The 12,603-nt window shown below is 62.1% G+C and carries 15 protein-coding genes and 1 tRNA gene; 4 read left to right on the forward strand and 12 right to left on the reverse strand.

Annotation, left to right across the window (positions count from 1 at the left end; genetic code table 11):
* Positions 1–2: 2 nt before the first annotated feature.
* Positions 3–941, reverse strand: a complete 939-nt coding sequence (locus ABFC66_RS09025) for a transglycosylase SLT domain-containing protein (protein WP_346740620.1) — start codon at positions 939–941, stop codon at positions 3–5.
* 417 nt (positions 942–1,358) lie between these two features.
* Positions 1,359–2,306, reverse strand: a complete 948-nt coding sequence (locus ABFC66_RS09030) for an N-formylglutamate amidohydrolase (RefSeq protein WP_346740621.1) — start codon at positions 2,304–2,306, stop codon at positions 1,359–1,361.
* Between the two features lie 273 nt (positions 2,307–2,579).
* Between ABFC66_RS09030 and ABFC66_RS09035 the strand changes: the two genes are divergently transcribed.
* From ABFC66_RS09035 to ABFC66_RS09045, 3 genes are all read left to right on the forward strand, one after another.
* Positions 2,580–2,939: a response regulator gene (locus ABFC66_RS09035; RefSeq protein WP_152215507.1), complete on the forward strand. Its 360-nt coding sequence runs from the start codon at positions 2,580–2,582 to the stop codon at positions 2,937–2,939.
* A 124-nt stretch (positions 2,940–3,063) separates the two neighbouring features.
* Positions 3,064–3,138 (forward strand) — tRNA-Val (locus tag ABFC66_RS09040).
* 214 nt (positions 3,139–3,352) lie between these two features.
* The gene (locus tag ABFC66_RS09045; protein ID WP_346740622.1) at positions 3,353–3,913 is read left to right on the forward strand and encodes a lipid-binding SYLF domain-containing protein; all 561 of its coding nucleotides are present in this window, start codon (positions 3,353–3,355) and stop codon (positions 3,911–3,913) included.
* Positions 3,914–3,976: 63 nt separating this feature from the next.
* Here ABFC66_RS09045 and folE read toward each other — a convergent pair whose 3' ends face one another.
* The 9 genes from folE to ABFC66_RS09090 all read right to left on the reverse strand — a co-directional run bounded on the left by folE (position 3,977) and on the right by ABFC66_RS09090 (position 11,468).
* Positions 3,977–4,588, reverse strand: a complete 612-nt coding sequence (gene folE, locus ABFC66_RS09050; protein WP_346740623.1) for a GTP cyclohydrolase I FolE — start codon at positions 4,586–4,588, stop codon at positions 3,977–3,979.
* A gap of 189 nt (positions 4,589–4,777) precedes the next feature.
* A complete protein-coding gene (locus ABFC66_RS09055; protein WP_346740624.1) occupies positions 4,778–5,332 on the reverse strand; it encodes a phosphatase PAP2 family protein in 555 nt (184 codons plus the stop codon).
* Between the two features lie 105 nt (positions 5,333–5,437).
* Positions 5,438–6,643 (reverse strand): hypothetical protein, encoded by a 1,206-nt coding sequence (locus ABFC66_RS09060; protein ID WP_346740625.1) that lies wholly within the window; start codon positions 6,641–6,643, stop codon positions 5,438–5,440.
* A complete protein-coding gene (locus ABFC66_RS09065; RefSeq protein ID WP_346740626.1) occupies positions 6,643–7,476 on the reverse strand; it encodes an outer membrane lipoprotein-sorting protein in 834 nt (277 codons plus the stop codon). Before ABFC66_RS09065 ends, ABFC66_RS09060 begins: the two co-directional genes overlap by 1 nt.
* A gap of 119 nt (positions 7,477–7,595) precedes the next feature.
* The gene (locus ABFC66_RS09070) at positions 7,596–8,441 is read right to left on the reverse strand and encodes a TauD/TfdA family dioxygenase (RefSeq protein WP_346740627.1); all 846 of its coding nucleotides are present in this window, start codon (positions 8,439–8,441) and stop codon (positions 7,596–7,598) included.
* Positions 8,442–8,465: 24 nt separating this feature from the next.
* Positions 8,466–9,095: a uracil phosphoribosyltransferase gene (gene upp, locus ABFC66_RS09075; RefSeq protein ID WP_346740628.1), complete on the reverse strand. Its 630-nt coding sequence runs from the start codon at positions 9,093–9,095 to the stop codon at positions 8,466–8,468.
* A gap of 96 nt (positions 9,096–9,191) precedes the next feature.
* Positions 9,192–9,878 (reverse strand): VOC family protein, encoded by a 687-nt coding sequence (locus tag ABFC66_RS09080; RefSeq protein ID WP_346740629.1) that lies wholly within the window; start codon positions 9,876–9,878, stop codon positions 9,192–9,194.
* A gap of 17 nt (positions 9,879–9,895) precedes the next feature.
* A complete protein-coding gene (locus ABFC66_RS09085) occupies positions 9,896–11,038 on the reverse strand; it encodes a thiolase (protein ID WP_346740630.1) in 1,143 nt (380 codons plus the stop codon).
* 4 nt (positions 11,039–11,042) lie between these two features.
* A complete protein-coding gene (locus ABFC66_RS09090; RefSeq protein ID WP_346740631.1) occupies positions 11,043–11,468 on the reverse strand; it encodes an OB-fold domain-containing protein in 426 nt (141 codons plus the stop codon).
* Positions 11,469–11,607: 139 nt separating this feature from the next.
* On the opposite strand from ABFC66_RS09090, the gene ABFC66_RS09095 reads away from it, so the two are divergent.
* The gene (locus ABFC66_RS09095) at positions 11,608–11,910 is read left to right on the forward strand and encodes a hypothetical protein (RefSeq protein WP_346740632.1); all 303 of its coding nucleotides are present in this window, start codon (positions 11,608–11,610) and stop codon (positions 11,908–11,910) included.
* Between the two features lie 16 nt (positions 11,911–11,926).
* On the opposite strand, the gene ABFC66_RS09100 is transcribed toward ABFC66_RS09095, so the two are convergent.
* Positions 11,927–12,598 carry a nitroreductase gene (locus tag ABFC66_RS09100; RefSeq protein WP_346740633.1) on the reverse strand — a complete coding sequence of 224 codons (672 nt, stop codon included), beginning with the start codon at positions 12,596–12,598 and terminating at the stop codon, positions 11,927–11,929.
* Positions 12,599–12,603: the final 5 nt, after the last annotated feature.

Genomic DNA, 12,603 nt, shown 5'->3' on the forward strand with positions numbered 1-12,603 from the left:
CTTCAGGGTAGTCTCAGGTCCGTGGACGCGTCGGCGACAATGGTGTTCGGCGCGGGGTCGATCACACGCGGCGCCGGGCGTTTGCCCTTGGAGTCGGCGCCAGCCGCAAAATCATTGTCGGCGATGGAAAGACGCAAGCCCACCGTGGCCGATGCACCTTCGCGCAGATCGTGCCTTGGTTGCGCATCGAGCACCATCGGCGCTGGGCGCTGCTGAGGCTCCACGATGGCGACCTGCGCCACCGACGGGACGCTTGCGGGCGTCTCCAGCGTCGAGACGATGCTGGCGGCGGCTTCAGCCTTCATGGCCTCGGTGAGCGCGGCGACGCGGTCGCGTTCATTCGCCCAGATGCGGATGACCTTGGCGAAGTAGGGTTTGTTCCGGGAGGCCAATTCGGAATGGTAGTTGGCCACGGCCTTCGGCCAGGAGCGTGCCTGACCATGCAACCGCGTCAGGAATCGGGCCGCGTAGGTCACGTTGGTCAGGGGGTCGAAGGCGTCGTAAAGGTCTGCGAAAGCGTCGGGGTGGTAGCGCAGATTGACCTGCATGCAGCCCACATCGATGCTCCGGACGCCCGCCTTCAGAAGGCGCTTCGTGGCGGCGACAGCCTCACGCTTCGTATCGAAATAGAAGGACTGGCCTTCTGCATTGATCGTCCATGGCCAGGGCCGGGTCTTGCGTGTCTCGGGATCGAGCCGGCCGGTTTCCGCCATGGAGACCGAGACGAGCAGCGCGCGCGGCATTTTCTGTGTCGCCTCGATGGCGATGGCGGCGCGCTCGCAATAGGTCCAGGGGGAAGGCGCGGAGGGTGCTTTGGTTGCGCTCTCGGCATATGCCAGCGTGGAGGCCAATGAGAGCGCCGAGCCGAGCGCGAGCGCCAATCCGGCCCGGATGGTTCCGGCCCTGGCGGCGCTTCTGGTCGTCCGGTCTTGTCGATGCATTCTGTTCAGCCCCTGCCGTCTTTCGCCGCGAAGCGCGTGATCTAGCGCCTCGCAGAGATGCGAGCGCTGCCATCCTGCATCGCCTTCCCTTAACGAAGATTTGATCGAAGGCAGAAATTAACGCTCAACTTCGGGGTTCGCTGCACTGCAGCGGGCCGGGAACGTGCGACAAATTGCCTTTAAAGACGGTAATTTAGATAAAAAATGCCGCATCGCGCGGCATGATAAATTTTTGCTCAAGGGCCTTGTTTATTGTGCGCTGCAATGTATATTGTGCATTGCGTCATCGGTTGAGTTTACTCCTGATGACGTAGCCCTTCCTGGGCGTTTCCTCCCTAAACTTGGGCCCTGGTTCGCCAGGGCCCCTTTTTTTGTGCCAAGCCATGCCCGGCGCACGGGATTTGGGGATTTTCGGCCCTATTGGGCGGCGTGACGCCCGCCATTGGAGAGCGTCGACCAGTCGAGGCCGGCGAGCTCCGAGGCGAAGGCGGTCATGTCGGCCTGGAGCTTGGCAAAGCCTGCGCCGCGCTCCAGCCGGGTTTCGTCCATGTAGAGCGCCCGGTTGATCTCGATCTGGAGGGCGTGGAGCCCCGCCTGTGGCCGCCCGTAATGCTCGGTGTTGAAGCCGCCCGCATAAGGGTTGTTGCGGGCGACGCGGTAGCCCAGCCGCCGCAGCAGACCTTCCGCCGCCTCGGTGATCTCGCTGGCGCAGGATGTTCCGTAGCGGTCGCCCAGCACGATGTCGGGCCGGCTTGCGCCCCGATCATCCTCGTTTGGAGCCCCGGCCGAGGGCATGGAGTGGCAATCGACCAGCAGGGCCCAACCGAACTGCTCGTGCGCCTCTTCGAGCAGGCTGCGCAGCGCCTCATGGAACGGCATGTAAAGGAGGCGGATGCGCCGCTCGGCTTCCGCATAGGAAAGAGGCGCGCGATAGATTTCGGTCGACTCGGCGACGACCCGGGCGATGGTGCCGAGGCCGCCCGCGACGCGGAGCGACCGCGTGTTCACATGCGGGGGCAGTGGATCGGTGAACATGGCCGGATCGAGCTCATAGGGCTCGCGATTCGCATCCAGATAGGCGCGGGGAAAGCGGGCATGGAGCAGCGGAGCCCCCAGCGGCACGACGCCGCTGAAAACCTCCTCGATGAAGCTGTCTTCCGAGCGGCGAAGCGTCATGGCATCGAGATTGGAGGCGGCGATGAAGGCCTCCGTATAGATGCGGCCACTATGGGGCGAGGAAAAGACGAAGGGGATACGGGGTTTCGCCGGCCTTTCGATCGCGACGGGGTGCGCGAAAAGCTCCGCTTCGTCCGTGGCGGACAGACCTTGCCGATCGTCGTCAAGCTGCTGGGGATTGGTAGCCATGAGACTCAAGGATATTCACCCGCCCGGTCGGCTTTTCAAGGGCAGGCGGTCCCGGCGACGGCGCCGGACCGGCCCTTTACTTCAATCAGGATAACATGCGGAGACGAAGGCTTGCGAACAAGTCGCGTTTTTGTCCCCAATGTCCCAAGGGATAAGAGGCGGCCATTCACGGGGCGTTTACCCCGGAAACCTAGAGTGCCGGACAGGACGGTCCTGGCGATTCCGAGGAAAAATGGGCCGCGAACCGGGCAGTGAACAGGTGGATTTGGGCTGATGGCACGCATTCTTCTGGCGGAAGACGATGATTCCATGCGCCGGTTTCTGGCGAAGGCGCTCGAAAATGCCGGGCATGAAGTGATCGCCTATGGTCGCGGCGACCAGGCCCATGACAAGCTCAAGCACGATATATTCGACATTCTCCTGACCGACATCGTCATGCCCGAAATGGATGGCATCGAGCTGGCGCGCCACGCCGCCGAGCTCGACCCGACGATGAAGATCATGTTCATCACCGGCTTTGCCGCCGTAGCGCTCAATCCCGAGAATGCGGCCCCCAAGGACGCCAAGGTGCTTTCCAAGCCCTTCCACCTGAAGGATCTGGTCGCCGAGGTCGAGCGGCTGATGGCTGCGTGAAATTTCACGACGCTTCGGTGAAATTCCCGGCGTCTTCCATCTTGTCTTTCGCCTGCATCCCCGATATACGGACTGCCTCTAACCGGGGCGCCGGGTTCGGCCCCGCCCCGTCCGCAATGGCAATGGGCGCGTAGCTCAGCGGGAGAGCACTACGTTGACATCGTAGGGGTCACAGGTTCAATCCCTGTCGCGCCCACCATTGCCGGCCCCTTCGGGGCGTTTGCTCGAAACTGACATATCCCACATCGAGGCAGCTCCGCACCGGAGCGCTGACGAGGCCAGCTTTGTGTGAGCTTGTGACCTCGGGTGGTTCCTTGCCAAAATGGTCGCCCTACGGAACTTTTCTCCTGTCCGGGCGTTATCCAGTCACGCGCAAGCCTATGCACAGGCACACGCACAGCAAGGTAACCATCATGATGAAATCTCGACGGGCATTCCTCTCGCTGCTTCTTGCCGCCGGCATGGTTCTTTCGGTCGGTCTGGCGGACCGCGCAACGGCGGCGACGGCAGAGGATCTCAACAGGGATTCGCTGCAAGCGCTCAACAATCTCTACGCCACAAATGCGACGGCGAAGGCGATCGGCAGGCAGGCCCGCGCCATTCTCGTCTTCCCGAACATCGTGAAGGCAGGCCTCGTTTTCGGCGGCGCTTATGGCGAAGGCGTGCTGCGCAAGAACGGGCGCGTCGTCGACTACTACAACTCCGTTACCGGCTCATGGGGCCTGCAGGCGGGCGCGCAGTCATATGGCTATGTCGTCTTCCTGATGACGAAGAAAGCGGTCGATTATCTCGACAAGTCGTCGGGCTGGGAAATCGGCGTCGGTCCGACGGTGGTAGTTGTCGACGCGGGCGCGGCGAAAAATCTTTCAACTTCGACGCTGAAGGACGATGCCTATGCCTTCATCTTCAATCAGCAGGGATTGATGGCAGGCGTCAGCATCGAAGGCTCGAAGATATCGAAGATCAAACGCTAAAGCCGATTGGCTGAAACGCGAAAGGCCCCGCCTGTTTCGACAGTGCGGGGCCTTCCTATTTTCTCAGCGATGATGATCCATCGTCATGCGCAGGAACTCCTCGCGCGTCTTCGGATCGTCGCGCACCGCACCGATGAGATGGCTGGTGCTGAGTGTTGCTTCCGGTGAGTTTACGCCGCGCATGGTCATGCAGGCATGTTCGGCCTGGATGACGACGCCGACGCCGCGCGGTTCGAGCACTTCGAAAATCGTGCGCGCGATCTCGGCAGTGAGTTTTTCCTGAATCTGGAAACGTCGCGCGAAGCCATGCACGACGCGGGCAAGCTTCGAGATGCCGACGACGCGGTTCGACGGCAGGTAGCCGACATGGGCATAGCCGGTTACCGGCAGCATGTGGTGCTCGCAGAAGCTGACGACGCGAATGTTCCGCATCACGATCAGCTCGTCATAGCCGCCGACTTCCTCGAAGACGCGCTCGAGATAGGCGCGCGGGTCGACGTCATAACCGGAGAAGAGTTCGCGATAGGAACGCGCGACGCGTCCCGGCGTGTCGATCAACCCTTCGCGAGTAGGGTCTTCTCCCGCCCAGCGCAGCATGGTGCGCACGGCCTCTTCGACCTCAGCCTGCGTCGGCTTCGCAATCTTCTGGGGTTTCTTCGTCTTTGCTTTCGCCATGATCCGCCTCTCCGGGGCCGTTTCTGGACGGCTCGCCATTCGCGATACTTTTGCTGATACAGCCGGGATTCAAGTCTGGATCACTGGTTTATCGAAATAGAAACGAGAGAGCTACCCGCCATGACGCTTCGCGAAGAAGTCAGGCGCAAATTCCAAGCAAGTCCGCGAGAGCCCGCGAAATCACGCCGATCATCCCTTCGACTGGCAGGGTTGTTCCGTTGAGGACAAAACGAGACACAGGGGCAGAAGCAGCAAGAGCGGCGTCGGTCGTGAGCAGGGCTCGGAGACAGGCGGTTCCGTGCGGTAGAGAATGATCGGCGCGGCAAGCCCGATCATCGCGCCGAGCAGCACTTCGGGCATGCTGTGCATGTGGAGAAGAACGCGAGATAGCGCGATACCGGCGCACACCAACAGCGCCCCGGCAGCAAGAAGCACGCGCATCCAGCGCTCGGGCATATCCCTCGCCCAGAGCATCGCAAAGCCGCCGTAAGCTGCGATGGCGGCGGTCGTGTGACCGCTGGGGCTTCTGATGTCGAGAGCGGGCAGGAGGTGGCCGCAGGAGAGAAAGACAAGTTTGGCGATGAGCGCGCCGCCCCACGCGGCGACGAGCGCGAGACACCAGATGAGTGCGGTCTGGCGCGCGCGCGTGGCGAAAAGCACGATGGCGACGGCCACGGCGAAGGGCAGGGTGACTGCCTGATCGCCAAAGGTCGTGATGAAATAAAGAAGCTCGGTCAGCTGCATCGGCTCGTTATTGCATGAGCGACAGAAGAGGAGGGGATATCCTGCACCGAAAGTCTAAACGCTTTTTCCCGCGTGCCGTCGGAAACTTGTTCGCAACGGAGCCGATCAGAAGAAACGCGCGATACGGAATTGCAGATAGTTGTCGTCGGCGATGCTGTAGATCGGATCGCGCCGTGGCACATTGCCGAAGAAATAGGCTTCGGCCGACAGGCGGTAGTCATCGCTGAGCCTGCGCTCGCCCTTGAAGCGAAAGCCCATTGCGCCGGTCTCGGCATCGACGACCGCGCCGCCAAGGAAGCTCGTCGAGGCTTCATCATTCGCCGTCCAGCGCAATGCGAGGAAGCCGTCGTTTTCATAAGGATCGCGCGCCATGAGGCCGCGGCTGTCCAGTGCATATTCGGCGACGACGCCAATATCGCCTTCGGTGCCGAGGGCGCCGTAGAAGGTATATTCCACGCCGCCGGTCGCCGCCTCGTATTCGCGGCCGAGTTCGCGGCGCCAATAGCCTTCGAACTTATAAAGCCATGCGCCCTTCGTCGCCTGCGCGTCGATGGAAGCCTGCTTCATCTGGGCATAATAGGGCGAGAGAACGAGGTCGCCACCCGAGCTGAGCGCAGGCGTGAGAATGGGGTCGCGGTTTGTGCCCTGAAAATAGCTGACGCCGAAATCGATATCGCCCAGATGATGCGAATAGCGGAACGCGCCATCGACGCGCCGCTCCTTGCGCGAGCTTTCATAGCGCGTGAGGTCCATGTCGACGGGAATGTCATAGGCAGGCCGCCCGTTCGTACCCGGAAAGTCGCGCTCCCGAAAATAGGGGAGAAGGAAAGCGTCGAAGGTGCCAAAATCCTGCGTCGTGCGAAGGCGCAGCATAGGCTGGCCGAGCCGTGCTTCCTGCTTCACCGGATCTTCTATGAGGTCGGTCTGGTTGATGACGTCGACGAGATGAACTGCCTCCGTAACGCCCCAGAACACCTTGTCGAAGCCGAGCCGCACCTCCCACTTGCCCATGACGAGGCCGTAGCGCGCCTCGCGCAGATCCCAATGCGTGCGGCGGCTGTCGCGCTGGTCGAGCCGCGCGAAAGGCGTGACGATGAGCGACTGGTCGCCGTCGCCCCACATGTATTTGCCGGTTGCCTCGCCGGACACGGATATATCCGTGTCCTTCTGGCGGGCGCTGCTCGCCGATTGCGTGAAGAGACGTAGCTCCGGCTCGATCGTGCCGCGCAGCGAGAGATCATCCGCATGTGCGCAGGCGGGAGCGAGTGCCGCGATGACCGCGAAGAATGCCGCCCGGCTCGACTTCGCCATCAGCGCGCCCTTTCGAGGCTCGCCGTGGAGAAATCATCCTTCGTCAGGCCGGTATGAAAGGCATAGCTCTGCCAGATGAGGCGCGTCGATTTCTTGGTTTCGTGGTTCGCCATGGCGAGTTCGCCGGGCCGCCAGAACTTGTTGTCATAGAGCTTGTAGTCCTGATAGGTGAGCGTCTTGATGAGGCTGTCCTTGCGGTCATAGAAGTCGGTCTTGCGGAACAGATAGTCGGTCGTGTCGATCCAGACGATCTGGCGCGTATAGCCGGAATCCTCATATTGCGGCGTACGTTCGACGACGTGGCAGGTGCGGTCGCCGCAGGGCTCATCCCTGAGCCATTTGTAGGTGAACTTGCCGACCTGCTGCGCGGAAAAATCCTCGAAGGCGAATTCGCTGCCGACAAAGGGGCCCGACTTGTTCGCGGAGGAAATGCGCTTCACGCGCTTCACTGTCGGCAGATAGAGCCATTGCTCGTCGGCTTCCTTCACATGGGGATAGGTGAGAAGCGCAGTTCCTTCGATGTCGGCGGGCCTGTCGAAGGTCATCAGACTCCAGTTGCCGTCGCCATCGGTATTTTCGAGCATCATGAAGCGCAACGCGCGTTCGCTCGTCTCGCCGGAGGCGTTGGTGAGCGCCATCTTCATATCGGCCTTGGCGTCGCCCCAGCCCCGGTCGCGCTTGTCGCTCTCCTGCGCGATGGCAAGCCCGCGCGCCGCCGGGTCCGCAGCTGTGGGAAGGCCCGGCGCTTCAGCACGCGACGGACCGAAGGAAATAACGGAAAGCGTGAAAATGGCGGCGGCGCAAAGTGCCGCCCGATATATGCGTCCGGTCATGCCCATCCCCGGCCTTGAACCCCCAAAGAGCCACGCAGCCTCTGTCACGCGCGACTCGCCCGCCCGCATGATGCAGGCTGAACTTGGTGTTTCAAAGTGAATTTGGCGAAGGGGCCTCGTCAGAAGGGGCGGTCGCCGTTCACCGTGACGCGCTCCATATGGCGGCGATGGCCATGATAGTCGTTGAGCGCGAAATGCTGCGTGCAGCGGTTGTCCCAGAAGGCGATGGCGTTCTTCGTCCAGCGGAAGCGGCAGGTAAAGCCTTCCTGCGTGCAGTGCTCGAAGAGGAAGTTCAGGAGCGGCCTGCTCTCGCGGCGCGTCATGCCGACGAACTTCTCGGTGAAGGCGGGGTTGACGTAAAGCGCCTTGCGTCCGGTCTTGGGATGCGTCCGCACCACGGGGTGCTCGTAGGACGGCACGTCGTCGCCGGCGGTCGCGACTTCCATCGACTTGCGCTTCTGTGCCGAATGACCGCGCTCGCTATATTCGCCCTTGGCGGTGTGGACCGCGCGAAGCCCTTCGAGCATCGCCTTCATGCCGTCCGAAAGCGTCTCATAGGCGAGATACTGGTTGGCCCAGAGCGTGTCGCCGCCATAGGGCGGAACCTCTTTCGCATAGAGGATCGAGCCGAGTGCTGGCTCCTCGAGGAAGGACATGTCGGAGTGCCAGCCGCCGCCGAAATTCACCCTGTCGTCCGGCTCCTTGACGATCTGCATGATCTCCGGATGCCCGTCCATACCCTTCACATAGGGGTGGATGTTGAGCGTTCCGAAACGGCGGCCGAAAGCCTTGTGCTGCTCATGACTGATCTGCTGGTCGCGGAAGAAGATGACCTGATGGTCGAGGAAGGCCCGGTGGATGTCGTCGAAGGTCTCGTTGTCGAGTTCACGCGAGAGATCGACGCCGACGATTTCCGCGCCAAGTGCGCCCGCGATGCGGTTCACCTCGATCTTGTTGTAGGCCACGCTGTTCTCCCTCTTGGGCGGGGATTATTTCGTTCCGTAAAGCCGGTCCCCCGCATCTCCGAGCCCCGGAACGATATATCCATTTTCGTTGAGATGGCTATCGATAGCGGCCGTAAAAAGGGGCACTTCCGGATGCGCCGCCCGGAATTTCTGCACGCCCTCGGGTGCCGCCAGCAGGCAGACGAAGCGAACATCTTTGGCGCCGCGGCCCTTCAACAGTTCGACGGCGGCAATCGCCGAATTGGCGGTGGCGAGCATCGGATCGACGACGATGACCGGTCGGTCGCCGAGATCGTCCGGCGCCTTGAAATAATACTCGACCGCCTGAAGCGTCTTGTGGTCGCGATAAAGGCCGATATGAGCGACGCGTGCCGAGGGCACAAGCTCGAGCATGCCTTCGAGGAGGCCATTGCCCGCGCGCAGCACCGACGCGAAGACGAGCTTCTTGCCCGCGAGCATCGGCGCTTCCATCTCGACCAGCGGTGTTTCGATGGCGCGGGTCGTGAGTTTGAGGTCGCGCGTGACTTCATAGCAGAGCAGAACCGCGATCTCGCGAAGGAGCTGGCGGAAGCCGGCGGTCGAAGTGTTTTTGTCACGCATGATGCTGAGTTTGTGCTGAACCAGCGGATGCGTGATGACTGTGACGCCTTCCATTTTCTCTGCTCCTTCGCGCTTATGTCGCCTGTCTTTCGCTCGTCGATGGCGGACAGTCTAGCGGAAAATGCCGCGTGAGAGGATTTGGCTGCGCTTTCAGTCGAGGCTGCCCGTTAGTGAGGCACGTTGCGAAATTTCTATCCAGTTTCCATCAGGGTCACGCACAAAAGAGATGCGGGCGACGCTGCCGAGCGTCTGGGGCGCGAGACCTTCACGGCCGCCGCGCGCGAGAATCCCCGCATGCTCCTCGTCGGTCTTGAAGACCTGGATGGTGAGATAGCGAAACCCTGTTCCCTCCATGCTCGCGTCCGAGGGAGCCTTGGGATCGTTCTCGATGAGGATGACGCTGTCTCCGCAGAGGAAGCTGTCGCCTCCCGCTTCCGGCACATCGGGAAGCCCGAGCGCTACGGCATAGAAACGGCGATGAGCGGCGGTATCGCGCACGCCGAGCTTCACGCCAATGCGCGTGATGCCGAAGGCGCCCGGCGGCACCAGCGTGACGAGGTTTCCGTCTGGATCGGTGAGGCGCTTCGGCCCGAGAAGCCCTTCCCGCGCAATCAGCAATTCGCGATAGCCAGAGGGCGCGCGTTCGGCGATGGGCTCGCGGCTCGCATTGATCTTGAGGACGGAGCCCAGAAGATCGTGGCGATGCTGCTGACGCCCGCCGCCGAGTGGCAACACATGATCGAAGGGGAGCCCGACTTCCTTCTGATAGAAGGCGAGCATCGCTTCGAGATTGTTGGTGAGGAGGCCGACATCGATACGTGGCTTTGTGAGATTCATGGCGGCCTCTTCTTTCCTTATGGCGCTTCGTTCGAGAAGACGATGGTGCCCGACGCGGCGAACATGCCGCCGACGCCATGCGCGATGGAGATCTTCGCGCCCGGCACCTGCGCGGGCGCAATGCCCCGCATCTGCCGCACGCTTTCCTGAAGCGCATACATGCCGTACATGCCGGAATGCATGTAGGAGAGTCCGCCGCCATTAGTATTGAGCGGCAGCTTGCCGCCCGGCGCGGTGTTGCGCTCGCGGATGAAGGCCGCCGCTTCGCCGCGCTCACAGAAGCCGAGATCTTCGAGGCCGTAGAGAGGCAGATGCGCGAAGGCGTCATAGATCATCAGATGATCGACGTCCTTATGCGTGATGCCGGCCTCCGCGAAAGCCTTTTTGCCCGAAACGCGGAAGGCCTTCGACGTGGTGAAGTCTTCCATCTGGCTGATCAGCGGCGTCTCGCAGCTTTCGCCCGTGCCGAGGATATAGACCGGCTTTTGCGGGAAGTCCTTCGCGCGGTCTGCGCTGGTCAGGATCAGTGCACCGCCGCCATCGGTGACGAGGCAGCACATCAGAATCCGGAAGGGCCAGGCGATCATCTTCGAGTTCAGCACATCATCGACGCTGATCGGATCGTGGAATGTCGCGCGCGGATTCTTCGCCGCCCATTCGCGCTGGATCACGGCGACCATGGCGAGGTCTTCCTCGGTGACGCCCACTTCCTTCATGTAGCGCAGCACAGGGATGGTGAACATGGTCGGCGGCGTCGTCACGCCATAGGGCACTTCGAACTGGCCCATCTGGCTCGCCGGATCGCGGCTGAACTTGCGAGCGCCGACACGCGAGCGGCCGGATTCGGCATGCGTGATGAGAACCGTGTTGCAGAGGCCTTCGTTGATCGCCGCCGCCGCGTGGCGGACATGCAGCATGAAGGAGCAGCCGCCGACGCTGGTGCCGTCTACCCATGTCGGCGTGATGCCGAGATATTGCGCGATCTCGACCGGGCTGTCGCCCGCCGTCGCAATGCCGTCGATGTCCTTCGCGGTGAGGCCCGCATCGCGCATCGCGTTCAATGCGGCATCGGCATGAAGCATGAGCTGCGAGGTGCCGGGAATCTTGCCCATCTCGGTCGTTTCGGCTGCGCCGACGACCGCCACTGTTTTCTGCTTCATCGTCTTATCCCTTCGCCGGTGTTTGGGCCGGCTTGAACTTCGGCAGGCTGATTTCCTCGCTCGCCTTCTCGAAGATGACTTCGAGCGGCATGTCGAGCTGGAGAGCCTCCGGCGTCTGCGGGCATTCGACGATATTCGTCATCATGCGCGGGCCTTCCTCGAGCGTCACCACCGCGATCGAATGCGGCTGGTCGCCGAAATCAGGCCTCGGGCGATGATTGATGATGTAGCTGTAAAGCGTCGCCTTGCCGGAGGCCTTGAAGACCTCGACCTTGCGCGAGGAGCAGGCCGGGCAGAAGGGCCGCGGCGGGAAATAGGTATGCGTGCAGTCGGTGCAGCGCTGAAGCCGAAGCTCGCCTGCCTTGCATCCGTCCCAGAAATGCTGGGTTTCGGGCGTGGGCAGGGGAAGCGGGCGCGGATATTCCGCCATGAAGAACCTCCCTTTTGTGATTGTCTCATTGCGGTGAGGATAGGCGCGAGATCGGGCGGGGCCAAGGTGAACCGGTGAACAGCCGTTTGATCGTATTTGAGCGGCTTGAAGCTTCGGCCGGAACCTCTATATCTCAGACATGAGCATCACGCGCCTTGCCGGTTCCCTCGTCCTGTCCTTCGCCCTTGCGGGCGTTGCGAGCGCCCATGCCGCCGGGGCAGCCGCGCCAGCGGCCCCTACGACCATGGTCGACATGAGCGGTCAGGTGGTGATGAGCAATCTCGCGGGCGGCATGGCAGATCCCGTACCGCTCTTCGCGAGTCCTTCAGGCCCCGCTCTTTTCGTCGTCGGTACGCCCGAGACGGCGGAAGCCTCGCCTGCCATGCCTCATGCGGCACCCCCGGTAAAGACCCTCACGACGACGCATATCGGGCAGCACTGATCCTTCCCGATCCCGATCAATCGAAGCCGCGAAAGCTCGCGAAGCTCGACAGCGGTTCGCGCTCGGAAACGAGCGTGTTGACCGGTGCCGTCTCGTCGGCATAGCCGAGCGACATGCCGCAGACGATGTATTCCTCCTCGGGTATATCGAGGATACGGCGCGTCACCGACCAGTAATTGTTCCATGCGCCCTGCGCGCAGGTGTCGAGGCCGCGCGACTTCGCGACGAGCATGAGCGTCTGCATATAGATGCCGATATCGACGAAGCCCATGGGCCCGAGATCCTTGTCGACCGAGAAGATGAGGCCGACCGGCGCGTCGAAGAACTCGTAGTTGCGGCCCCACTGGCGCCAGTTTGCGGCCTGGTCGCCCTTGGGAATGCCGAGCAGCGAATACATGTCCTTGCCGAGCTTCCTCATGCGCGACAGGAAAGGCTCCTTGCGCTTCGAGACGCGGGTGAACTCCGCGCCCGCATCGGCCGGACTGGTCTCGCGATGGGCGAGCACTTCCTCGATGAGCTTCTGCCGCGCTTCGCCTGCGACCACATGCACCTTCCAGGGTTGGACATTGGTGCCGGAGGGAGAGAGCGAAGCGGTTTCGAGAATTTCCTTCACAAGGTCGAGCGGGACCGGATCGTGCCTGAAGGCGCGGATGGATTTCCGCGCCTTGAGCGCGTCGTCGATATGCATGGGTT

The sequence above is a fragment of the Parvibaculum sp. genome (genome assembly GCF_039680535.1).
Taxonomy (GTDB): domain Bacteria; phylum Pseudomonadota; class Alphaproteobacteria; order Parvibaculales; family Parvibaculaceae; genus Parvibaculum.